Origin of the sequence: Corynebacterium sp. HMSC062A03 (assembly GCF_001811145.1) — a bacterium.
In the GTDB taxonomy this organism is placed as follows: Bacteria; Actinomycetota; Actinomycetes; order Mycobacteriales; family Mycobacteriaceae; genus Corynebacterium; species Corynebacterium aurimucosum.
Genome location: NZ_KV803648.1, coordinates 53372 through 76553, shown reverse-complemented (window position 1 = coordinate 76553; position 23182 = coordinate 53372). Strand labels below are relative to the sequence as shown.

General features: G+C 53.6%; 17 protein-coding genes and 1 tRNA gene. 12 read left to right on the top strand and 6 right to left on the bottom strand.

Features of this window, described 5'->3' with window-relative positions; translation table 11 throughout:
• Positions 1–2: 2 nt before the first annotated feature.
• The 4 genes from HMPREF2781_RS02245 to HMPREF2781_RS02230 are packed head-to-tail and all read left to right on the top strand — an operon-like array spanning position 3 to position 4530.
• Positions 3–2000: a glycosyltransferase family 2 protein gene (locus HMPREF2781_RS02245; RefSeq protein ID WP_083308500.1), complete on the top strand. Its 1998-nt coding sequence runs from the start codon at positions 3–5 to the stop codon at positions 1998–2000.
• Positions 2001–2606, top strand: a complete 606-nt coding sequence (locus tag HMPREF2781_RS02240; protein WP_070644022.1) for a hypothetical protein — start codon at positions 2001–2003, stop codon at positions 2604–2606. It abuts the gene before it with no gap.
• A gap of 27 nt (positions 2607–2633) precedes the next feature.
• Entirely contained in the window at positions 2634–3575 is a 942-nt protein-coding gene (locus HMPREF2781_RS02235; protein ID WP_070644019.1) for an NAD-dependent epimerase/dehydratase family protein, read from the top strand.
• Between the two features lie 55 nt (positions 3576–3630).
• A complete protein-coding gene (locus HMPREF2781_RS02230; protein ID WP_070644017.1) occupies positions 3631–4530 on the top strand; it encodes a UTP--glucose-1-phosphate uridylyltransferase in 900 nt (299 codons plus the stop codon).
• A gap of 68 nt (positions 4531–4598) precedes the next feature.
• Here HMPREF2781_RS02230 and HMPREF2781_RS02225 read toward each other — a convergent pair whose 3' ends face one another.
• The gene (locus tag HMPREF2781_RS02225) at positions 4599–6233 is read right to left on the bottom strand and encodes a glycosyltransferase family 2 protein (RefSeq protein WP_070644014.1); all 1635 of its coding nucleotides are present in this window, start codon (positions 6231–6233) and stop codon (positions 4599–4601) included.
• Positions 6234–7301: 1068 nt separating this feature from the next.
• On the opposite strand from HMPREF2781_RS02225, the gene HMPREF2781_RS02220 reads away from it, so the two are divergent.
• Positions 7302–8471 (top strand): nucleotide sugar dehydrogenase, encoded by a 1170-nt coding sequence (locus tag HMPREF2781_RS02220; protein ID WP_070644011.1) that lies wholly within the window; start codon positions 7302–7304, stop codon positions 8469–8471.
• 212 nt (positions 8472–8683) lie between these two features.
• Here the strand turns inward: HMPREF2781_RS02220 and HMPREF2781_RS02215 are convergent, their stop codons facing one another.
• Positions 8684–8989, bottom strand: coding sequence for a hypothetical protein (locus HMPREF2781_RS02215; RefSeq protein ID WP_070644009.1), 306 nt, complete (start codon positions 8987–8989; stop codon positions 8684–8686).
• Positions 8990–9254: 265 nt separating this feature from the next.
• Between HMPREF2781_RS02215 and HMPREF2781_RS12690 the strand changes: the two genes are divergently transcribed.
• On the top strand, positions 9255–9638 hold the full coding sequence (locus HMPREF2781_RS12690; RefSeq protein WP_246821753.1) for an APC family permease: 384 nt from the start codon (positions 9255–9257) through the stop codon (positions 9636–9638).
• Positions 9639–9640: 2 nt separating this feature from the next.
• A complete protein-coding gene (locus HMPREF2781_RS02210; RefSeq protein WP_246821752.1) occupies positions 9641–10552 on the top strand; it encodes an APC family permease in 912 nt (303 codons plus the stop codon).
• Positions 10553–10783: 231 nt separating this feature from the next.
• Here the strand turns inward: HMPREF2781_RS02210 and HMPREF2781_RS12115 are convergent, their stop codons facing one another.
• The 4 genes from HMPREF2781_RS12115 to HMPREF2781_RS02190 form a co-directional block, all read right to left on the bottom strand.
• Entirely contained in the window at positions 10784–12496 is a 1713-nt protein-coding gene (locus HMPREF2781_RS12115; RefSeq protein ID WP_083308499.1) for an ATP-dependent nuclease, read from the bottom strand.
• 837 nt (positions 12497–13333) lie between these two features.
• A complete protein-coding gene (locus HMPREF2781_RS02200; RefSeq protein ID WP_070644003.1) occupies positions 13334–15598 on the bottom strand; it encodes a DEAD/DEAH box helicase in 2265 nt (754 codons plus the stop codon).
• An 837-nt stretch (positions 15599–16435) separates the two neighbouring features.
• A complete protein-coding gene (locus HMPREF2781_RS02195; protein WP_070432668.1) occupies positions 16436–17149 on the bottom strand; it encodes a hypothetical protein in 714 nt (237 codons plus the stop codon).
• A 320-nt stretch (positions 17150–17469) separates the two neighbouring features.
• Entirely contained in the window at positions 17470–18804 is a 1335-nt protein-coding gene (locus tag HMPREF2781_RS02190) for an AAA family ATPase (RefSeq protein WP_070644000.1), read from the bottom strand.
• Positions 18805–18969: 165 nt separating this feature from the next.
• On the opposite strand from HMPREF2781_RS02190, the gene HMPREF2781_RS02185 reads away from it, so the two are divergent.
• The 5 genes from HMPREF2781_RS02185 to HMPREF2781_RS02165 all read left to right on the top strand — a co-directional run bounded on the left by HMPREF2781_RS02185 (position 18970) and on the right by HMPREF2781_RS02165 (position 23172).
• Positions 18970–19395 carry a hypothetical protein gene (locus HMPREF2781_RS02185; RefSeq protein ID WP_070643997.1) on the top strand — a complete coding sequence of 142 codons (426 nt, stop codon included), beginning with the start codon at positions 18970–18972 and terminating at the stop codon, positions 19393–19395.
• 218 nt (positions 19396–19613) lie between these two features.
• Positions 19614–19687 (top strand) — tRNA-Ile (locus HMPREF2781_RS02180).
• A gap of 136 nt (positions 19688–19823) precedes the next feature.
• Positions 19824–20273 carry a Panacea domain-containing protein gene (locus HMPREF2781_RS02175; RefSeq protein ID WP_070643994.1) on the top strand — a complete coding sequence of 150 codons (450 nt, stop codon included), beginning with the start codon at positions 19824–19826 and terminating at the stop codon, positions 20271–20273.
• 188 nt (positions 20274–20461) lie between these two features.
• Positions 20462–21535, top strand: coding sequence for a trimeric intracellular cation channel family protein (locus tag HMPREF2781_RS02170; RefSeq protein ID WP_070644062.1), 1074 nt, complete (start codon positions 20462–20464; stop codon positions 21533–21535).
• A 38-nt stretch (positions 21536–21573) separates the two neighbouring features.
• On the top strand, positions 21574–23172 hold the full coding sequence (locus HMPREF2781_RS02165; protein WP_070643992.1) for an ABC transporter substrate-binding protein: 1599 nt from the start codon (positions 21574–21576) through the stop codon (positions 23170–23172).
• Positions 23173–23182 lie beyond the last annotated feature (10 nt).

Below are 23182 nucleotides of genomic sequence, written 5' to 3'. Positions count from 1 at the left end.
CCGTGGACGTATCGGTAGTCATTGGTTTTCGTGATTGGGGAATTCGACGACTAAGACTGGCAGTTACCAGTATCAAAGAATCGTTCGGAACTGCCGAAGGTGAAGTGGTGCTGTCTGACTTCGGCTCTGTCGATCGCCATGCAAGCGAAGAGCTCGCGAAGGAGCTCGGGATTCAATACGTGTATACCGAGACAGATGGACCGTGGTCTCGTTCTCGCGCTCTCAACGCAGGATTTGCAGTTTCAAAGGGCGATATCCTCGTGTCGACCGATGCCGATATGGTCTTCTCCCCGAAGTCTTTCGAGAGAATTGTTGAGGTAGCAAAATCTAACCCGAACTCAGCGTTCTTTCTGCAGTGTAGAGACCTGCCTGAGCATATGACTGATGAATGGGTGGATAAGAACCCAGACGCGTGGGCTGAGATGGAAGCCGCAAGCAGGCTGCGTCCCCGGTGGGGAATGGGCGGCATGATGGCGATTTCACGCGTTGGTTTTGAGGCTATTCGAGGCTTCGATGAAAGACTTCACACCTATGGTGGCGAGGACTTGGACTTTGCCCAGCGAGCTCGCCGAGCTGGATTCAAGACGATGTGGATCGAGGATCCTCAAGTCCGGATGTACCACATGTGGCATCCACCGACAGCCAAGGTGGTCGCGAAGACTCCCGAAGGAGTTTTGGCAGTCCAGAAGAACCGCAACGTTGTATACAACGACAAAACGTTCGTCCGAAACTTCCTTAACTGGCAGTACAGGCCGGAAGATGCAGCTCCTTTGGTGACGATTGCTATCGCCACCAAGGATCGTGCTGACATCATCGGTGAGACGATTCAGTCTGCGTTATTCCAAAGTGTCCAGGACTTTGAAATCGTCGTCGTGGACGACGGCGGAACGGACAATCTCGAGGAAGTGCTGGATAGTTTCAACGACTCGCGGATTCGGTACTTCAGCCAAGAACAGCAAGGTATCTCAGCTGCAAGAAATAAGGCACTTGATGTTTCGAAGGGCCTATATACCGCCGTCATCGACGATGATGACATCTTGCATCCTCGTCGCCTTGAATGGCACTTGGCGTCGCTCGATGAAGGTCTCGACGGCAATGTTGGGTCGTTCCTCAACTTTCAAAATGACACCGGAGAGCTGGAACTTCAAATTTCGATGATTCCCGCTGTCTACACGGCGTTTGAAAAAGGCGCGGCGCCGGGGCACGGTACCTGGTTTATTCGGACGGATGTGCTTCGCCGATTTAGGTATGACGAAACATTAACCAGTGGTGTTGATAACAACATCATGTTAAGGATGCTTCGTTCCGGCGTGAAGCTCGGTCATACCGGAAAGCCAGTGACTCTGCGGCGTCAGCACTCTCGACAGGTCACGGTAACTGACAACAAGAACCAGGCGTCGGCCGCTAATTCAGCGCTTGCCTTCTTTAATTGGAATCTCAACAACTGGACCAAGAAGAGGCTCGAGGAACAGCGAAGCTCTGAGGGTGCTTGGCCACAGATTGAGGGCCGTGACGCCTTGATTGAGCAAGCCCGAATCTATTTGCCGGATCATTTGAGCCAGCGCACTGTTGAAGTTCTGTCTGACGAGGTAATTCCCCAAGACGGATGGGATGGCGAAGTAAACTCTCATTTGGTAACCCTGGAAGGCGTAGGTGCTGCTCACGTCGCTGAGGTGCGACACGCCAGCTTCGCAGACCTTGTCCGGCTGCGCCAACGAGGTCTCGATTTCACTGCGCGGCCTGATTCCGACGAATCGGAAGCAAGCTGGATGGAGTCGCTAGCGAAGATGCTTGAGAGCAAGATAGGCCCCGACATGTTTGCAGTAGTGCTTCCCAGTGATGCCTCGGCCAATCAGGATTCGCAAGAGCTTCTACAGGGGTCTGCTATTTTCGCGGACTCGAAGTTCGATTTCAGCGTTCGGCTAATTGATTCTGGTGAAGATTTTGAACTGCCAGCTGGCAGCTATGTACTTGGTCAACACTATTTTGGAGTCAAATAGATGAAGTTCACGCAGCAAACAAACTCGCTTGGACAGTTCAGCCTTGTGTGGGAACGGACCGAGTATGATGCTTTCCCGCCAGCCCAGGCATTCACCGCAGATCATGCTCCCCGCGTTATCCATCCCGATCGTCGCGCTGTTGCTCTCACTCTACTTTTCTCCCCGTGGACGGGCGACGAGATGACCTTTCCTGGAAGGATTGGCCCCAACACCGCGTACGAGATTCGAGAGTTCACGGAAAGTGCGTCATCGTCGATTGGCCCGATTGAGTACTATCCGAAGGGGCTTCCGATTGGAACCTTTTCAGGGACAGTATCCGATCAGCTCGATGGATTTGCTGATGTGAAGAAACCTGCAATTTACGATTTGCCGAATCATGAATTCAACGGCGCTCTTCGAACGATGAAGTCCTTGGCCATCGGAACCAATAGCTTTATGTTCAAGAGGTACGAATCCGACATCGTCCCAACTATCGGCGTGGGCGTGCTTTTCGCTGAAGACCTTGGGCTGGATGAAATTGTGATTGAGGCCGACTTGAGCGAAGAACAGCTCATCTCTTTACGTAGGCTGCTTTCTGCAGTTCGACTAGGCTTGTCAATAAGGTAAATCTACTTCTAGAAGGGCAGTAACAATATGAAGGCATTGGTTACTGGTGGCGCGGGATTCATCGGTTCGCACTTGGTAGATCTCCTAGTGTCGGAAGGCTACGATGTCGACGTACTGGACAATTTCTCTTCGGGGCGCGAGGAGAACCTTTCAGACGCGCTAGCCTCCGGAAAGGTTGAAATTTTCCGGGATGATATTCGTAGTTTCGATTTTGATAAGCACTTTGCACAGGCTCCAACTGATGTAGTGTTCCACCTGGCTGCTCAGATTGACGTTCGCAAGTCGGTTGAAGCTCCAGAGGAAGATTGCGAAACTAATGTGGTCGCCACCGTCAAGATTGCTAACGCCGCGCGTAAGCACAATGTGCGGAAGATCATCCACACGTCGTCTGGCGGTTCGATTTACGGTAGCCCTGAGACCTTCCCCGTCGATGAGTGTTATGACGTCATGCCGGAATCGCCCTATGCGGCCGGCAAGGCAGCAGGGGAGTTGTACCTAGGCATGTTCTGTCGCTTGTACCCACAGCTGCAGTGCGCGTTTATCGCGCCAGCGAATGTTTATGGTCCGCGTCAGAATCCGCACGGTGAGGCCGGCGTGGTGGCCATCTTTGCAGAGCGCTTGCTCAATGCTCAGCCCACCAAGGTGTTTGGTAACGGCGGTAACACACGTGATTACGTCTTCGTCAAGGACGTAGCGCGCGCCTTCTATCTTGCTTGGCTCCATGCTCCGAATGGCGAGAGGTTCAACATCGGAACTGGTGTGGAGACTAGTGACCGAGAGCTCCACACAATGGTGGCGGCAGCAGCCGATGCTGTGGATCAGCCTGAGTTTGCACCGGCCCGGCTTGGCGACGTCCCCCGATCCTGCCTGAACTCTCGCAAGGCAGAGCAACAGCTGGGGTGGAACGTTGAAGTGTCAATTGAAGAAGGAATTCGCACCACGGTCGACTTCTTCCGAGGCACAAACTAGCGCAAAACACAGGGGTCTGCCGAGCGACTATTTTGCTCTGTAATACGATTAATCTATGCACGATATCAACACTGTCCGCACCGTCGTAGTCCCAGCCGCCGGCATGGGGACTCGCTTCTTACCCGCCACGAAGACTGTTCCAAAGGAGCTCCTTCCAGTGGTCGATACCCCTGGTATCGAGATGATTGCGGAGGAAGCCGCAGCGGCAGGGGCGACGCAGTTGGCCATTGTTACGGCACCAAACAAGCAAGAGGTGCTTCGTCACTTCGATGAGTTTCCTGACCTGGTTGAGATTCTGCGCGCGCGCGGCAAAGATGAACAGGCCGAGAAGGTGGGACGTGCAGCCCAGATTATTCATCCCGTTGCCGTGACCCAAGATAAGCCTCTAGGACTCGGTCATGCCGTTGGCTTGGCTGAGTCGGTGCTGGACGACGATGAAGGCTGTTTTGCCGTGATGCTTCCCGATGACGTCATTGAGCCCGCCGCAGCCATGAGCGAAATGATTCGCGTGCGCCAAGAACACGGCGGTTCCGTCTTGCTCGCGGTGGAGGTGGACCCAGCTCACGTGTCGAACTACGGTGTTTTCGACATCGAGGACACCGAACAGGCGGGGGTGAAGAAGGTGGTAGGCATGGTGGAGAAGCCTGCCACTGAGGACGCTCCGTCTAACTTGGTTGCTACGGGACGCTATTTGTTGGACCGTGCTATTTTTGACGCACTGGGCCGCATCAAGCCTGGCAAGGGCGGGGAGCTGCAGTTAACGGATGCCATTGACCTCCTCATCTCCGAGGGGCACCCTGTGCACGTTGTCGTGCACAACGGTATTCGCCACGATTTAGGCAACCCAGCCGGATTCATCCCCGCAAGCGTCGAATTTGGCTTGCGTCATCCAAAATATGGTCCTGCACTATTCCGAGACATTGAGGCGATTATGTCAAAGTATCGGGAGAAGTGAAGTGAAATTGGTATTTCCCGAGCATTGACTGCGGCGTGAAGAAAAGGGGCCGAAGCCGACGAAGTACACTAGCCATGAGCTGCTGGGTTAAGCCACTCAAGGAGTTCATTCTTGGAGGTGAGTTCGACCTGAGGATAGTTTTCTTTCAAAGAAGACAGAAAAACGTCTTGACTCTTCGCGTAGTTTCCAGGCAGCAGCTTAACTTTCCGGCCGAGCATCGCTGACGCAATTGCCAAGTGAAGCCGATCGGTGCATATAATGTTGAAATTATTGAGGATATTGAACAGGGGGTCGGCGAAGGCGTAGTCACCGTCTCCAAGCTTGCTTAGATCAAAGTTTTGGGGGACATGTTTCGCTAGGTTGGTTCCTTCTCTGTCATTTCGCATTGCGAACAACCGCCAGACCCTATTTGTCGGTTCATGCAATTCTAGGTTGATGAATAGTGCCATGTCATGGCAAAAAACGGCTTGGGGGTTGGTGTCGAGGCTTGTAAACTTATCTCTCGCGAAATAAGTCACATTATTAGGTTCGACTGGGGGAAGATCAAAAGTCGTTGGAAGTACAATGACATGCTTAGCTTGCCTTGCTATCTGGTCAGTGAATTTGCGAGCATTGCTGAAATTCCTTGACCATGCACCGCCACCGCCCATAAGTACGACCTTCTCTTCAAAATAGCCGGATTGTAGATCGGTCTCGATGCTGCTCTTGTTGCGTTCATGGAAAGGCAGTTCCAGAGAATCGAGGAATTGTCTTGTTCCGATGTTAATTAGACCATCGCCCCAATTTCCTTTGGCAGGAGAGAAAACTAACTGGCCAACTTCTGAATAGTGGATAATTGTTTCGGCGAGCTTTGCAAATTCTGGTGTACTACTTAGGTTATTTAAACTTCCTATGGTGTTTTGCAAGCGCTTCTCGGGTTTCTTCTGGGACGGGCTGATCGAAGATAAGGCGATTGAGGGATCATGGACGCTGTAGTCAATCTGGATCAATTGGTTGGGGAACTTGTAGTGATGAAGTCTGGCGACAGTAGGCGGAAGGGTCTGGAACGGTCCTTTCGAGACGACATGTACAGAGGATAGTGGCAGTGAGTGATCAATCTTTACGATCGACTTAACTCGGTTTTCCCAACCCTTCCCGTACGCCTCAATGTCTTTCCTTGACCATCGGTAGGTCTGTTCTCTGACGGGGGTGTCTGGCTCCCAATTTGACATGTCAAAATTGAAATTAAGGAATCGTATCCGAGGAGCGCTCGACTTCTTGATTAGTTCCTTCAAGTTTTTAGAACCAGGAAACGCAATGAATTCATCCACATCAATCACTGCTACCCAATCGTCAGGGAAGTTGTTCTGAAGCTCTTCTAGCTTTTCAGGTAGATAAGTGTATTGCCGATCTGAGAGAGGATCTACGATCGGGAGGCCGCTGGACTCGATGTAGCTTTCATTGTCTAATCTCCACTTTTTGACCCTTTCCCACCTGTCCTTGGGAGATAAGTCATCGAAGTAAAGTCCTTTGGCATCTTTGACAGTTATGTCAATACTCAGCTCAAACTCTTCGGAGAGATGCCGAAGTATAGCTTCACTTTCGTCGACTGGTGCGTCAAGGATGACATGGAAAAAGTTAAAGCCGAGTTCATGATGGTAAAGAACCCATTCTTTGAGACGAGGAGCATCCCCGCGGGACATGGTCAAGATGTGAAGATCCAAGGAAGTTAACTGCTTTCCGTAGCTTGGGGGTTTCAATCACATTTTAACTTAGCCCGGTGGGGGGATTGCCTGTCTCATGAAATGCCGAAGATGGGCTGGTGGTGGTTGTTCGGCAACGCGCATGGTTACGAGGCGTTCCGGTAAACCGAGCGGTCATTTAGTCGAGTGCTCTCGAATGGGTCGAGGACGCCGAATCTTGAGAGCTTCTCCCATACCTTGCATGAATGTCCACGGTCGGTGAGGATACCGAGCTTCTCACAGCGGAGGAGTACTGCTTCGGTGTTACAGACCGTTGTTGTGGCAGTGAGCGATTACGACGTATTCTCCCAGGTTCTTCGTCATTCCACCCTGGTTTGGGAATCTGGGGCCCGCGAATAGTTGGATGTGTTTGAAGAGGCGACCCATGTCGTCGTCAAGCACGTGCACGTGTCCACGAGTAATGAGTGATGCCCATGTTCGGGCGCCGCACTGAAACCGAGTCTCCTCTAGCTTTCTGCGCACTTCGTGGCTGGCGGCAGCGGGCACGTGTAGTTTGTTATCGACTACGAATTTGAGAAGCAGGTCCTACGCGTTGGCGCAGATGAAACTCAGCAACATGAAGCATCCTGGGGTTAGTTCCTACCTCAGCTAAGGAAGGTCTTTGGGCCTCCAACACGAGAGACTGAGGATTTGTCGAGGTTGATGTGAGCGTGTTCTATCTGGCAGCTGGAGAAATTCGTTTCAATACTGAGATCGGTTTAGAAACTATCGAACGTGATTTGCAACGCGTGGTTGTGGATATTGTAGGAGTTTCGGGGATTGTAAGTATTGAGCTCATCACAGCCGGGGAGATACTCCTAGTTCGGCACTATCGTTTGGGCGAGCTTCAATGGTCTAGGATGGTACCCTAATGTTGGGCTGAACGAGGGAATCGCTCGGACTGTAAACTGCTTTCGGATGAGGATCGAGTGGGTGCCGCATGTCTTGCACCTCGTTTCAATTGAGGGTAGCGTGCTCGGGACTCCGGGGCTGTATGCGGTTTATTTCGACAGTTGCTCGTAGATCCGGAAAAGACGGGAAGGAAACGCTGTGAAGATTGCAGTTTTCGGTCTAGGTTATGTCGGTTTAGCTAACGCCGTGCTTCTAGCGGATAAGCATGAGGTTGTTGCTGTCGATATCGATGGTGGGCGAGTCTCTAAGGTCAATCGGGGTGAGAGTCCGATTGTAGATCCAGATATTACGATGGCGTTGGCACGAAATAGTCTGAATTTAAGGGCTACAACTTCTGCGGCAGAGGCACTTGATTCGGCAGAATTTGCGATTATCGCCACTCCAACGGACTATGACCCCGAGAATGATTTTTTCAATACAAGTTCTGTCGAAGCTCTTTTAGGGACGATCAGTGCTTTGTCGCCTGACACCGTCGTGGTGATTAAATCTACAGTCCCAATCGGTTTTACTGAAAGAATGGCCGATATACACAAGGAACTAACAATAGTCTTCAGTCCAGAGTTCCTTCGTGAGGGAAAGGCGCTTTACGATAACCAACATCCTTCTAGGATTATTGCGGCCTCCCGCAACGTAAAGGCTGCTAATGAATTTGCCCTTGTTCTTAAACAGGGATCATTGGACCCGGAAGCTGGAGTTCTGGTTACTAGTTCTACTGAAGCTGAGGCGATTAAACTTTTCTCAAATACCTATTTGGCGATGCGAGTTGCGTTCTTTAACGAGCTTGATACTTTCGCAAGGATCAATGGTCTAGAAACGCGCCAAATTATCGATGGTGTTTCCCTCGACCCAAGAATTGGGGGACATTATAACAATCCGAGTTTTGGATACGGTGGGTATTGCCTTCCCAAAGATACGCGTCAGCTGCTGGCTAACTACAAGAATGTACCGCAAACACTTATGTCGGCAATCGTTGAATCAAATTTGCTTCGGAAAGAATTTATTGCCAATGAGGTTTTGAAGCTCAGTCCGAGTGTCGTTGGTGTCTTTCGTTTGACGATGAAAACCGGATCCGATAACTTTCGCTCTTCATCGATTCAAGATGTGATGGCTAGGATTCGCGGGGAGGGTATCGAGCTATTGATCTTCGAGCCTTCGTGGCCAGAAAGCTCGTTTGACGGAGTAGAGGTGGTGGAGTCGTTCGAAGAATTTGCGGAAAGGTCGGACGTAATTCTATCCAATCGGTTGGATTCAGCCTTGGAACCCCACATTGGAAAGGTTATAACTGCAGACGTCTATTCTCGAGACTAAGGAGCAACGATCCTCAGCAATGATTGGTGGGTAGTCTGAATATGGCGCTGCGCTTAGTCCCAGGATCGCGCGGTATGCTGAGAACGGCTCCGCCCATTGCACTCGTGATTTGGATTGTGCTGGGGGTGGTGTCGTGGACTATCAAGAGCCGTCAGCTGAAGAATGTGGCGCCGGAGAAGATGGCATCGTTGATTCTGGAAAAGCTGGGGTGGTTAGTCGGTAGTGTTCAGAGGCTGCGGCCAGTCGCGGGCATCCGCGGTGAAGAAAGCGAACACATTGTTGTCGTCGGGGTTGCGGCAAGCCAGCCCCGCTAAATCTCTGCTCATTTGGCAGGTGAGCTGGTACTTCTCACCGGTAACGGGGCTTTTGGCAGTGATGTTCGCGGTGTAGAGGGGACTGACGGTGGGGTCTGGTTGGTAGAGGGTGTAGCTGGCCTTCTTGGCAGCACCGAACATCGCCGGGGCGAACTCACAAGAGGTAGCGCTGCCGGCCAATATTGTGTCGTCCTCAGGCGTCACGCCGCGTTCGCCGCCGACTTGGCTGGCGTTGATGGTCTACTCGTCGGTTTCTTTTCAGCCCGGGTTGGGGAGGGGGCTTCGTCCTCCTCGGTGGTGCTTGTAGAGCTGTTTGGGCCTTCTGGTGTCGTTGATCCTTCAGTCGTTGATACTTCTTCGGCCGCGGGGTCTGGGGTCTCGGACGTCATCGGGTCAGCAAGCCTCTGCACAAGCAGTGAATCGTCTGGGATGAAGCCAGCCGTCGGACAACACGACCCTGCGGAAAACTATGAAGCCCTCATGGGCCTTCGCCATGGCGCTCGGCGCGGCAATTGGTTGGGGTGCCTATATCTTGCCCTTCGACTGGATGCAGAAGGCGGGGCTGGTCGGCGCGGTCATCGGTTTTGTCGTCGGTGGCCTGATGATTGCCGTCTTTGGTTTGAGTTACGGCTTTACTATTCGCGCGCTGCCGCTGACGGGTGATGGGATGGCTTTCGCTATGGCGGCGCTCGGCCGGACTCATGCGTTTATCGCTGGGTGGGCGCTGACGCTGGGGTACTCGTGCGTCGTCGCGTTGAATGCGCCGGCGGTTACGCTCGTCTTCTGTGTCACGTTCCCTGAATTGGTCATGGGGGCGCGCTTTCTGGCCAGTTTCAGTTCTTTGCCGTTGTGATCATGATTGTGGCGGTGGTGGTCATTGTGGCGTCGATGGTGATTTATTACGTCGCCAAGCGCCCGGAGCTTGCCCCCGCTTTCCCTGTCGACGTTCCGCCGGCGGCAGCGGTGGCGACCATCATCGCTTTTGCCCCGTGGGCCTACGTGGGCTTTGATTCCATTCCGCAGCTGGCGGGCGAGTTCAATTTCTCGCCGAAGAAAGCGCTAGGCCTTCTGATGTGGGGAATCATTGCGGCGACCTTGATCTACTTGGAGATGATGCTCGCAACCTCAATCGCTGTGGGAGCCCAACACGATGCTTATGAAGGGGAGGCATGGCCGCCGGCGGCAGCAATCAGCGAGGTAATCGGGCCTGCCGGTTTGGTGCTCATGGTTGTAGCTGTCAGCGCCGGAGTTCTTACTGGGTTGAACGGATTCTTCACTGCGGCAAGCCGAGTCTTGTTTACTCTTGGCCGCGCCAACCTAGTCTCGAGTCGGCTGGGTGAGCTAAAAGGTAAGCAGCGCACCCCACGTAATGCGATTTTCTTGGTGTGTGCGGTGTGCCTGGTTACCCCGTGGTTTGGGCGCGCGGCTTTGACGTGGGTCGTCGACATGTCCAGTGCTGGTATCACGGTGGCGTATTTCTATACGTGTTTCTGCGCATGGAAGATTGCGCGCACCGGGCAGGTTCCCGGGATGTCCAAGGCGATTGCGCCGAACAAGTTTTACGAGTACTTCGCGCTGGCTGGGTGCATCCTCTCCATCGGGTTCTTGGCGTTGCTCTTCGTTCCGGGGTCGCCTGGCATGCTGGGAATGGCTCCGCTCATCGCGCTGGTGGTCTGGATTGTGTTGGGGCTGGCGTCCTGGGCTATTAAGAGTCGTCAGCTGAAAGATGTGCCGCCGGAGGAGACGGCGGCGTTGGTTTTGGGGTAGGTGGGTGCTGTATTCAGTCGCCGCTACGGTCAGTTGCCGTTGATTTGGTCCGCTAGTAGTTGGATGTGCTTGCTAAGTCGAGGCAATTTCGAGCATCGTAAAATCTCGGCACAATCGAGCCCCGAAACCCAGAACTTAAATCTGGAGTCGAGGCGCGGGTTGTATGGAAACTGTTGGAAATTACAGCATTTTAAAGTAGTCCTTCGAGACAGCGCGAATTCGAAGACTTCCTCAGAGGGACGATGTGCTCTGGTTTGGAGAAAGCTGATAATGACATTCACTGATAACGCGGCTTATAAAACTCTGCACCTTCATCGTTTCATGCAGCTTCTTATCTAGGGCTTCTCGTACCCAGTTTGCTTTACTGGCTGTGATAGAACGGTCAAAATCTTCTAGTTCGCCTTCTGGGGGAAGGCACAACCCCGAATTCTTGAGAAGGAGATTCATTTCGCGGAGCAGTGGGGCCATGTAGCTTTCTGGAGTTACATGCTTCAACTTGCCTGCAAAAACCTCTCTCAATTTGTTATTGTAATTTTTTTCAGTCTTAGCGGGTAGGGGTTCCCTCTCAGCTACGGCTTTTTCCATTTTTTCTCTTAGTTCGATAATTTTCTGAAGGTCATCATTGCCTAGTGTTTCTAGTGTTTTCTTAAACTCTTTTTTGTTTACGATAATGTCTGAATCTAAAATTGCAACTACGGGCGTTGCTAAGAGGGCTAGCAATTCTATAGTAGATGGGGCGTTACTTTTTCCACTTATATTAACAAAGTGGGGTGTAACCCGGCGGGAGATACTTTCTGGACCCTGTTGACGCCAATAGAAATCCAAGGATTCCTCATAGAATAAGGCGTCTGTCTCATTTTCTACAATTATTGCAACGTCAACGAATAATCCTTCTAAGATGGAAGAATGCCGAATGCGGCAGTGATTCTTGATGTTTCGATCAAAATCGGGTGGCACGAGCGTATAGTCAAATTGGCGTGAAATGTTACTGTGGGGGTCTCCCGCTCGATTAAGGCGGATTATCGAAAATGCTCCTTGTGACTTTCTTGATATTCCGCTCAATAGGTTTCGGTCGTGTGTGGCGCAAAAAAATTGTCTTTTTTCGTTGACTGATATTTCCTTCAAAACTTCGCCCAATGCCGCTGCTTGAGGTGGGTGTAGAAACGCTTCAGGTTCATCGATTAAAACAATAGGCCTTGGGTCTGAGTAAATTCTGATTAGCAATCCAGCCACGCTTCGCATTCCCAATCCTTGGCGCCATAATTTCGGTGCTGTATTGAGTGTTTTCAAGTATTCGGGAGACATACCAGATTCAAATGACCCAGATGATCCAAACGCTTTACCCATCTTGAAGGCAATCTGTCCAGAGTCTGCCAGGTAGGCTGAGATATCCTCATGGAAAATTCGATTGAAGTAATGTGATACTTTTTTAATTAGTTTTTCATTGCGGTAAACTCTGCTAAAAGAATTTTCCGAGCTAAGCTGTTTTGGATCTGCCTCGCTTACTCGAGATAGTGGGGCATCTCGACGGACGAATGAGCTTGTCCATGCCCCCAGACGTGAGCCTGCCTCGACAGTGGAAACCAACTCCTCAAGCGTTGTTGTCCCTCGTGTTCTAAAGTTCGGCAACGCCTCGGGTTCGAAAAATCCATATCTGTTTTCTTGACCTATAACATCGCGGGCAAGAGCTCGAAATTCGTTCTCTTGGAAGGATTTGATCGGCCCCCAGTCGATGCTTAGGTGCTTTGTTAGCCCCTCGTTTTCTTTAGTTACTTCCGAGTCTTCTCCGACCAATCTTGCTTCGAGTTGATCCAGAAAATGTGATTTTCCGGAGTTATTGGGTCCTACCACTACAACTAGGTTCCCTGCGTCGAGTGCAATCGATTCGTTAAGGAGCTGGATCGATGAGATGCGCGGATATACGGCAAAGTTATTAACGTCCATAGGTGCAGTCTAACTTGATAGAAGGAGGGAACCGGTGTTCCTTGCAACGTAGACAGGGTGGGGTAGCCGAGTTTTGGCGGTCGGCAGCTGCACTATGTTCTTTAAAGTCATCAGCGCTAGTAGGACTGCACTCGGAGTATCGCTGGCTTGTCGTGTAGCGAATGCACTATCGGAAGACTTGAGTTCTCTTGGCAGAAGATGATTTGATGGTGAAACGCTGCCCGTTCATGGACGCTTCATGGTTGAGACATACCGCTGAATGTAGTCCTGCTTCTTTTGGGCTGTTCCCGCACTGGTTTTACCGGCCTTTCTGATGAATGCCCGTCATGTAAGGAGCTGACGTGGCTTACTTAAAAAAGCCCTCTTGGAGTAAAAACTACGGTGATCGGAATACGAAACTGCTATGCCAAGCATTCGGACCGACCACGTCATTGCTTACACAGCCGAGAACTGGTTTGATTTTCTATTCACGTAATAAGGGCAGTTTATAGAGAATTCTCTTCATCGTCATTGTTGGTTATACTCGGCTGATTGATTCCTAATACAACACGGCCCATGAAATACTGGGAATGAGACTTTTTCGAGGACTCCAAGGGGGGTGCTGAGATGTGGGCAACCTCAACGTCAAGATCGTCGATCGCTGTTTCGCGGCGGAGGCGTTCCTTAAATGATTGAGTCGAATCTGAGAATTTCTTGATGAAAGACTCGCCTGAGCGACGGTTGTAAGTGATTACAAATTTAGCCACTGCGCTGCTCCGATTCATCTGGCTGTCCAACAAGGATTTCAGTTGCTCACAGCCTCTAATCTATTAGGAATCGGTCATGGATAGGGTAGCTCTAGCATCCGATGCGAGTGAACCCCTGCTTGGCGATGGTCGAGCTTCTCTTTCTGAAGGCTGCGGCGAGGGCAGGGACGTTGGCATCGAGAAAGTCGTGCACGGTGGCAGAGATGTTCTCCTTGTCATCGGTATCGCGAGTGACTCGGCCAACCTGCTGAATGACAACGCCGCGGAAGCTTACTGGGGCGGCCAGCACAAGAGTATCCAGTGCAGGAAGATCAATGCCTTCGCCAGCCACCTGGGACATGGCTAAAAGGACGAAATGCGGTGTTGCGGCAAGCTGCTCACGGACGGCCTTCCTCTCGCTGGCCTTTTGTCCGCCGTGTAGCTGAAGGGCGGGGAAGGGGGCGTCGGTAAGCAGGGCGTTGAGGGCTGCGAGGTGTTCGCGTCGTTTCACTAGGACGAGGACCGTGTGTTTGTCCTGCGCTGCTTGTGTGATGACATCGGCGATGAGGCGGTTGCGGTGCTCATCCGCCGCCAGAGCAGTGTCGAGGTCCGGCCAGAACAGGTAAGGGGAGTCGTACGTGAACTCGGTGTTGTGGACTACGTAATCGCGGCGTCCGGGGCGCTCGAGCTCGACGGTATGGCGGATAGGGCCGCAAATGAGGGGAAGCAGCTTATCAAGACCGTCGGAGCGGAACGGTGTGGCGGTCATTCCGAGCATAAAACGAACGTTGAGGTGTGCGAGGACGTTGGTTAATCCGGCAGCACCGACTCGGTGGCATTCGTCAACGATGATGTGGCCGTAGTCAGAGAGAAAGTCAGTCTTGGAATCATTACGGCTGATGGACTGAGCTGTGACAATGTCTACCACGCCGCTGAGTTTCTTTTTGGTGCCTGAGTATTGCCCAACTTGAGCGTCTGGAAGAAACTGCTTGAGGGCTTGGTGCCATTGGGTAGCTAGCTCCCGCGATGGAACTATGACTGCGGTAGGGGCTGAACGCTGAGCGATGATTGCGCACGCCATGACGGTCTTTCCGGTACCGGGAGGGGCAATGAGCATTCCAGACTTGTGCTTGAGCATCTGTTTGACGGCGGAATGCTGGTAGGGGCGTAGTTCACCGGAAAATGATGCATCGATGCGCTTAGGTTTGGGCGTACGGCCGCGACGTGTGACGGTATATCCGGCAGTCTTCAAGATGTCGAGGACGTCATCGAGCGTGCCGCGGTCGAGTGTAAGGACCTGGTCTTTCTCATCAAAGCGCACGATGATCCGTGGAGTGCCGAAAGTGGAGAAACGCTGGGCCTGCTTTATATAGAACTGCGGGTTAGCAATAGCACCTAGGTGCCGCAGGGCCGTACGAGTGGTGGCGTCGACGCCCGATAAATCGACGTGGACGTGCGAATCGTGGGTGACGTGGACTTTCCCAGAAGCCTTGAGCTTCTTTAGTTCTGCGCGGGTTGGGGCCTGGGGAAGGGATGTTTCGGGATCGGGCTGAAGCGCAGCGTATATTCTCTTGAGCTCGGAAAGCGTTGACTTCTTCGTTCTTGCCAAAGCTTCGAATTGGTCTGGCAATGGATGAAAATTACTGTCGACGAATACTGTTGTGCCTTCGGAGCGATGGTGGCCTGCTAATGGAAGGGCAATCAGATTTCCGAAGCCACGGCCTTTCGCCGGCAGTGTGTCTTGGGAAGGAAAGAACCGGTCGAAACTGGAGAAGTAGGAATCCGGGCTAGCCTTGGCAAGAAGCCCGATGCCTACAGAACGAGCGAGGCCGGCGGGAATAGGTTCGTCGAAGAATACCCAGACATGAGCTCCGTTCCCAGAACGCGATACTTCAATGAGCGGATCGAGGCCCTGGTTCTTGCATTCTTCCGCGTAGGCGCGGGCGGCTTGCTTGAAGTCGTCATCATCAAAATCGCAGACCAACAGCCGGCAACTGTCATCTGTACACAGCGGATAAAGCCCAACGTGGAAGCGGTTGTCACGGCGCAGATGTCCTTCGATCACCTTCGGTGTCAGGGGGTTTAGATTGGGATTTCTTCGGTCATAGTAGCCATTGCTAGCTGGGTACCAAGCCTTCTTTCCCGCAGTATTTTTGGCCACTGCGTAGACATCTGTCCTCCCCGTGAAGCAATCCATGAAGAGCGCAATCTTCTCTTCCGGTGAGCGGTTTTCAGAGTAAACGTTCGCCGGCGGCGGTGTGTCTGCAGTACTAGGGCGCGAAGGAGCATGACCGAGGGCCTGCAGTAATTGGGCTACCTGGGACTCCAATTCACTAACGCGAGTTTCAAGTGCTTGGAGGCGTTTCTGTTCAGTCATGGTGGGTGTTCCTTGTGCGTCGGAACTAGTTTATCGGACGGTGAGCGGCTAAGAGCCTTGTAGGCATGGCGATGTATTGCTTAGAATAATCGCACGACGAGCCGGCTACCGGAACGTTGTCGCCTGGAGCCGCGTAGGCTCCAGAGCTTTTTGGAGGGCCTCCTAGGCGCAGAGATGGAGTGCGTGCTTTAACAGTCAAGCCTTGATTCTGATAGGTGTGCGGGACAGGCGCAGCAAGTGGAGAGCGTTGAGGTGGCCTCTAGTCATTCGCGCACAACTCGGTTGTCCTTAAGAAGAGTCTCACTGAAAGGTGAAAGACGCTTCAGGTGTAGGTGTCATGCTGGGAAAGGAGGGATTAACTTGACAAAGTCGACCGTTTCAAAACCTAACCACATTAATACTTCTGTAACTCAGGCCCAAGATATGGATGAGGAAGACCGTCGCCGATACGTCGAGTACTTAGGGCGGGAGATTGCCAATTGGTCCGCGGAACTTAACCGCCGTCTAGCTTAACCGTTTATCCCGACGAGGAGGAAGGCTTAATCGTCGGGGAATTAGCTTGAGGGCCCTCCGCAAATCCGTAATTCCAATCAGTTTTAAGCAAACGTCAACCGGCCTATGATTGTTAAATAACGCCGTATGCCATCCGTGAGACTCCCGACGGGACATTGGAGTCTGATGAAACTCCAGTTCGCGTTGAGTATCGAAGGCGGCGCCGAGGAGATGGCGTTGTGCCTCTTGACTGGATTGGGCTAAATAAGGCATACTCTAAGACAGGAGCAGCCCTACATTATGTACAGCTGCTCGACCCTCACCGAGGCTACTGGCAGGTGAGGGTCATTTAATTTTTCCTGGAGCTTGCGAGGGCTTACGCCTCGGTACCACCATCAAAATTTGGCAATGCTCTCCCAGATACTTGTTGAACCACGCTGTGCTCTGACCGCCGTGAGTCAGCGTTCGGCGGTACATATAGGCCACAAGATCTGGTACCCAAAGGCACGTTTCGTCGGCTGGGCTAACCCATGCTGCGGGAATTCCCTGTGGAAGAACGTTTGATTTTCGTAAGCGCTTTAACGTGTTTCTATCTTTGTCGTTATCAGATTGGGAACGCCGTTCTTCGAAAATGATTCCGTTGAGCGAAGGGTCTTGCCCAGTGATAGTGGTGATCAGTTTTTCAAGGCAATCTTGGCGGGCGTGCTCAACATCCTGGTCGTACTGAAGGGGGCGAAGGCAAGCGACAGAATGGGAGTCACCAAACTCATAACAAAGCCTGAGCATTGCCTCGACCCTTTCTTGACCTTCTCTGGTCTGCATTGAATCAGTAGTATGCCAATAGGTGGATTGTGCAGCTTCTTTCAGACAAAACCGGGTGTCGGCAAGGTGTTTGAACTTAATGGCGGTTGCGACCAGCGAGTAAAAGGAATCGGAAAATTCCTCACCGGGGGCTACGTAGCTCTCGTCGATAAAAACAATCGTGTCTTCGGGAGAAGCTTGTTGGAAGATACGAGTTAGAGAAGGGTGGGGTCGGTGGGGCAAAAGCGATTCCTCCATTCACTTTAGATAACCTGTTCGGCATTGTGGTAAGTATACCTTTTGCGTGGGACACAACTTTGTTCATGCGAAGAGGGGAACCTACGATCTGTGCAGTTTGTAAGCTTTTGGTCGTATAGGTGTTCGTTTGAGCGCGTCTTCGACCTCTTCTATTGGGTAGAATTCTTGTTCAACCTGGGTACGCGCATGCGCAAATGGAATGCGTTCCTACTCAATCGCAGCTAGCCTTTGGTGAACAGCAAGCGGAGATGTGGACAATCTCGATCTTGGGATCGCGGTGGAGTGGTCGGCGGGGAGATGTCGCCAAGCGCCCGCGCCCTTTATGAGCTGTCCCTCACGAGCTCCTTGAGTGTATTGAGCGCCTCACAGGAGGCGGTGCCGTAGCGTTCGCGCAGGAAGTGGTGGGTGGCGTCGGGGTTGTCCAGTGATATGGATGTGTCGCTGAGGTTGTGCAGTTCTGATTCGCCGGCGGCGGTCTTCTCCACGGACCAGAAGCTTTCCGCGCGCAGGCCTAGCTCGCCGGCGCGTTCGAGGGCGCTGAAGGCGTGGGAGGCAAAGATGAGCTGCGCGCCGTTGACGTTGATGCTGGGCTCGCGGAAGGCGTGAATGATGAAGTCGAGAAGAGCTGGGCGCAGGGCGGAATCCAGCTCGTCGGCCACCAGGATCCCGCCGCGGCGCAGGGTGTCCAGGACTAGGGGAGCGGTGGCCATCCAGTTCTGTGTGCCGCCGGATTCATCGGTCAGCTTCAGCTCGTAGAAGGAATCATCGGCCTTGTGCTCCACGATGATGGCATGCAGCAGGGATTCAATCTCCGCATCGGAGTAGGCGCTGAACTCGTCGGGGCGGCGGATGCTGCCATCGCTGTGGCTGAGCGCATCGATGACCGGGCGCATCTGGCGGAAGACGTGCTCCGGGATGTGGTCCTGGTTCAGCCGCACGGAGTGGATACCGGCATCGGCCGCGCGAAGTAGGGCGGCAGCCTCATGCAGGTGCAGCTTGCCGGTGCGGATAAGGGTGGTGATACGGGAGGCGGTGCTCATCGCGGTATGCCCGTGCGGCAGATAGGACACGTCGTGCACCAAGGCGCGGGCTAGCGGGGCGAGGATGGGGTGCCCGTCGCGCAGGCCGGCGGAAAGGATAAGCTCGGTGTCTGTCACGGGACCGAGCTTGGCCACATCCCCCTTATCCATAAAGGAGCGCGTCCACTGCACCTCCTCACCGCGGGTGCGCACGAAACAGGGGCTCCACCTGGTTGATGGCACGCGGCTGAGCCACTCGGCATGCACGCCGGTAAAGCTCCACTGGAATCCGTAGAGATAGCGCACTCCATCGAGGTCGAATTCCAGCTCAAAAGTGCTAGGCAAGCGTTGTGTACGGGGATTGAGGCGGTAAGGGGCGTGGGGGAGTTGGTTGGGTGGGGCGTCGGCAAGCCAGGCGGTGGCGGATGATTCGATAGCGCGCAAAGCAAAGGCGAGGGCGTTGAGAACGCTGCTTTTTCCAGAGGCGGTGGGGCCGATAAGGACGGTGATGGGGTCGCTGACCTGCTCCCAACCTTCCTCCGGCGCGGTGGAATGCTGCCAATGGTGGTACAGCGAAAGTGTTTGCGTGGCGCGGATACTGCGGAAGTTGGACACGCTAAAGGAAAGGAGCCTCATGGTCGCAAGACTACAACCTCATAAATGTCTGATGACATACATGTGTTCTCAGTCCAGGTGCTTGCTCCGCATTCAGATTTCGTTTTAGCCCACTGCCTCCGCCCAGCAGACGCTGGTAGCGTTCCATTACATACCGCATCACGCAACCACAGGAGGTCATATCCAATGGGTGGGGATACCGCTGAGCTGCTCGTATATGGCGGGTTGGTGGTGGTCATGGTGGCCTATTGGACCTACTACATCCGGTGCGTGCGGAGGACTCCTCAATCGGAAAAATGGTATGACTCGGTCGACTCAATAGGCGCAGACAGCGATGGTGTCCTCTTCATTTATCCTTATGGCACGCTCATGATGGGCGCTGCCGGTGCCACAGGGTTGGTCGCAAGTATGAACCTTCCAGAGCCTGCCGAAACAGTGCTGTCTATTCCACTCATTGCTGCTTTCGTCATCGGGGCGATTGGTTTTACGGGAGCGTTCGGGATTCCGCTTCCGTGGCCCTTTGTTCCGCGGTGGGTCGTCGATATCCGCAAAGCAAAGCGCACTCGAAGGCGCGAGCGCAGGCAAGCCAGAAAAATGAAAAAGAAAGAATAGACCTGGCAGCTAAGCTAGCATTTAAAGTCCCTGTGCAGTGGCTCTGATGTGGTGTCCGTGGCTGAGGGTGGATTCACAGTTCATACCCCGAAAACTTGGGGCAGGCCGGGCCTAAATTGCTGTTTGCCGGGCCTGCCGATTAATGTTGCTGGGAGCGGATTCGCTGTGCGCGTGAGTGCTGGCTCAATGCTAGTGCGGAATGCAGACAGGGAATACGCGGGGCTATAGCTCAGTCGGTTAGAGCTACGGACTCATAATCCGTTGGTCCCGGGTTCGAGCCCCGGTGGCCCCACAACGTAAAGCTTCTGTTGCTTACTCCTCCTTTTACGCCGTCTTTTTGGAGGACGTTTTACGTTTTTTCGAACGTCGGGATGGTGTCAAGTCTTGGGCCTGTTGTACGTTTGGCAGGAACTGGAAGGAGGGCAGACATGGAGCATTTTACGGCGCGTCAGATAGCCGAATGGTTTGTAGCGTGGGCTGAAGAAACTGATGATGCTGATATAACGCAGCTCAAGCTTCACAAGCTTCTCTACTACGCCAAAGGGCTGCATATGCGCAGTTCTGATGGCCTGCCGCTTTTTCCTGAGCGCATGGAAGCTTGGGCACACGGCCCAGTAGTCGTGGACGTTTATCATGACGTTAAACACTATGGAAAGCTTCCCATCGACCCCGATGAGTTCGTCTCGGATGATTTCGACTGGGATGATTACCGCGATGTTGAGCGGGATTTGATTGAGGTGTGGGACAAATATGGCCCCTACTCCGCATGGGCATTGCGGAATAAAACCCACACTGAATCTCCTTGGAAAAAGAACTTCGTCGAGGGTAAACGCGGGCTGGAAATAACGGATGCCGATCTGAAGAACTATTTCTGCTAGCCGTGGCAAGCGCGCTAGCTGGAAAGACGGGGAAGTATTTTATGTCCTCTGGATTGAGAAAGAGTACAACGATCTCTACGTGCATTAGCTCCTTTTCTAAGCCTTCGTGGCCCGCCAGCCAGGCGGCGCATTCCAAGGAATAGCTCCTTAATGCGAGAGTTTGCTCAGCACCCGATACGATGACCACCATGAGTGTTGTCGAGATGGACCCATTGATCGAGTCGCTGTACTACTGGTCCGACATCATTGGTGTCCTCCTCATGGGCATGATTGGCGGAACGATGGCGCGGCAGCGCGGCTATGACATCGTGGGCTTCTTCTTCATCGCGATGTTCTCTTCCCTCGGCGGCGGCATGATCCGTGACGTGCTCATCAACCGCGGAACCGTCGCCGCGATGAGCCAGCCGGAGTACCTCTACCTGGCGTTTACCGGAGCCATCATCGCCCGCTTCGTCTACTTCAAAGGCAAGACGTGGGACTATGTGCAGTCGCATGGTGATGCGGTGGTCTCGGCGCTGTGGGCGTCGACAGGCGCGCTCAAGGCTATTGCCTATGGCCTGCCGCTGATTCCCTGCATCATGATGGGTGTGTTCACGGCCACGGGCGGATCCATGATTCGTGATATCGCCATGGGCCGCGAGCCGGCCGTCTTCGGGGATAACACCCCCACCGTGATTCCCGCGGTGGCTTGTGCCCTGGTGGTGCTGGGCGCGGATTCGGCCGGCTACCTGGCCTGGGGAATCATCCTGGGCCCCATTGTCTCCTTCGTGATGACGATGCTGGGTATTTGGGCCGGGTGGCGCGTACCTGCCCGCCAAGAGTGGGCGCCGGTTAATGACACCGCAGCCTACGTCATGGTGATGGCGCGTAAGGCGGAGAGTAAGGGTAGGGCCGTGGGGCGTCGCCTAGAGCCCACGAAGCTGCGCTCCTGGCGCCACAACCAAATGGAAAAGGCACTGCAACGCCGTATTGAGCGCGAGGTACGAGCCGGCAAGCGGCGTGCGGAAGCGGCTATCGACGCCAACGAGTTCCTCGATTCTTTCAATGAGGAAGTCGCGGAGATGTCAGAGATGATTGAGCCTGCCACTGCGGAGGCAGAAACCTCCGACTTCGGTGTGGATCTGAGCGGTGACTCCTATGAAACCCCGAGCGCCGATGAGCCCTCACCGCGCGAGCTTCTGGATCGTATTTTGGCTGATGACCAGCTCACCGATGAACTGGTGGAAAGGCTCATGCGTCGCTATGAAAAGCGAGACGATTAGATGCTTTAAAGTATGGGTGAAAGTGAGGTGATGAACGCGTGACGTCGAGGCGTTCTTTTCTGGGGCTGCTGGGGGTGCTGGCTGTGTCGGGGGCAGTGGCACCTGCGGTGGTGAGCTGCGCTTCGGAACCGGACCGCATTGATACCTCAGGCTTAGACCTCATCACCACTGATATTTCAGAGCCGCAGCGCTCCCTCATCCCGGCTGATTCCAACGATGTGCCGGGACAGACCATCATCAACCTGGTGTATTCGGGATTAATGTATCTGGATGAAGACGGTGATACCCACTATGACATGGCGGAATCCATCACCCAGGTCGATGACACCACCTATGATGTGGTGATTCGTGAGGACGCGGTGTTCTCCGATGGCTCGAACGTTGCTGCTGAGGACTTCGTCGATACGTGGAATACCGCGGTAAACCAGTCGCTGCTGTCAGCGCACCATTTTGAACCGATCCTAGGTTTCCACGAGGGCGGCAAGACTATGCGTGGCCTGACGGTCACGGGGCAGAAGTCCTTCCGCATTCAGCTCTCTCGTCCCACGGCGGGATTCCTGGAGAGGCTGGGTTATTCGGTCTTTTTCCCCATGCGTTCCGAAGACCAAGACAAGTTGAGTGTGCGCGGAATGGAACCGATCGGCAGCGGGCCTTATGTGCTGGTTTCCTGGGAGCGTGAGAAAGCAATAACCCTCGTGCCGAACCCGCGCTATACAGGCCCGCGCAAGCCGCAAAACGAGGGAATCACGTTCGTGGTCTACTCCTCGGAAGAGAAGGCCTACCAGGATCTCGTCGAAGGCCGGTTGGACGTGCTCACGCGCATCCCGTCGGAGAGACTCGGCAGCTTCGAAAAGGAACTGGGGGAGCGTGCGCTGACTAAGCCAGGTGGCTCCATCATGGAAATCACCATCCCCGCCAATGACGCGAATTTCCGCGGTGAGGCTGGGCGCTTGCGCCGCCGCGCTATGTCCATGGCGGTGGACCGCGAAAAAATTGCTCAGGAAGTCTTCCACGACATGGTGGTTCCGGCCACCAGTTTCGTCGCGCCCCTCTTTGGCTCCACCCCGCCCGCCCCGGAAGGAGCCGACGTGCTGACCTACCAGCCGGACAAGGCCCGCGAGCTGTGGGCGCAGGCGGAAGAGCTAAAACCCTTCGAGGGCCCGTTCAGCATTGGCTATAACGTCGATGGCGGCCATAAGACGTGGATTGACGCGGTGGCGAAACAGCTGACGGATACCCTCGGCGTTCCCTCGGAGGGCCAAGAGTTTGGGACTTTGAAGGACCTGCGCAAAGAGGTTACTGCCCGCCACATCACCGGGGCCTTCCGCACGATCTGGCAGGCCGAGTTTCCAGAGGAATCGACCTTCTTGGTTCCCTTGTATGCTTCCTACTCCTCAGAGAATGAGTCAGGCTTTAGCAGCCGTGAATACGATAAGTTGCTGGAAAAGGCAGGTAAGGCACAAGACCACGAGGAAGCCCAGAAGTACTACACCGAAGCGCAGAGCTTGCTGCTGGAAAAGATGCCGGCCATCCCGCTGTGGACGACAAAGTCTTACACCGCTTACGGCGCAGATATCGTCCCCGCCGGCTTCACGTGGAAGCCCACCCCGAATTACTATCTCATCCACCGCGCTTAAAGTTCCAAGG

Bases quoted from the DNA above. Each gene is read 5' to 3' on its own strand.
- HMPREF2781_RS02190 (WP_070644000.1), bottom strand. From the start codon at position 18,804: ATGAGGCTCCTTTCCTTTAGCGTGTCCAACTTCCGCAGTATCCGCGCC.
- HMPREF2781_RS02195 (WP_070432668.1), bottom strand. From the start codon at position 17,149: ATGGAGGAATCGCTTTTGCCCCACCGACCCCACCCTTCTCTAACTCGT.
- HMPREF2781_RS02240 (WP_070644022.1), top strand. From the start codon at position 2,001: ATGAAGTTCACGCAGCAAACAAACTCGCTTGGACAGTTCAGCCTTGTG.
- HMPREF2781_RS02235 (WP_070644019.1), top strand. From the start codon at position 2,634: ATGAAGGCATTGGTTACTGGTGGCGCGGGATTCATCGGTTCGCACTTG.
- HMPREF2781_RS02170 (WP_070644062.1), top strand. From the start codon at position 20,462: ATGAGTGTTGTCGAGATGGACCCATTGATCGAGTCGCTGTACTACTGG.
- HMPREF2781_RS02175 (WP_070643994.1), top strand. From the start codon at position 19,824: ATGGAGCATTTTACGGCGCGTCAGATAGCCGAATGGTTTGTAGCGTGG.
- HMPREF2781_RS12690 (WP_246821753.1), top strand. From the start codon at position 9,255: ATGAAGCCCTCATGGGCCTTCGCCATGGCGCTCGGCGCGGCAATTGGT.
- HMPREF2781_RS02210 (WP_246821752.1), top strand. From the start codon at position 9,641: ATGATTGTGGCGGTGGTGGTCATTGTGGCGTCGATGGTGATTTATTAC.
- HMPREF2781_RS02200 (WP_070644003.1), bottom strand. From the start codon at position 15,598: ATGACTGAACAGAAACGCCTCCAAGCACTTGAAACTCGCGTTAGTGAA.
- HMPREF2781_RS02230 (WP_070644017.1), top strand. From the start codon at position 3,631: ATGCACGATATCAACACTGTCCGCACCGTCGTAGTCCCAGCCGCCGGC.
- HMPREF2781_RS12115 (WP_083308499.1), bottom strand. From the start codon at position 12,496: ATGGACGTTAATAACTTTGCCGTATATCCGCGCATCTCATCGATCCAG.
- HMPREF2781_RS02185 (WP_070643997.1), top strand. From the start codon at position 18,970: ATGGGTGGGGATACCGCTGAGCTGCTCGTATATGGCGGGTTGGTGGTG.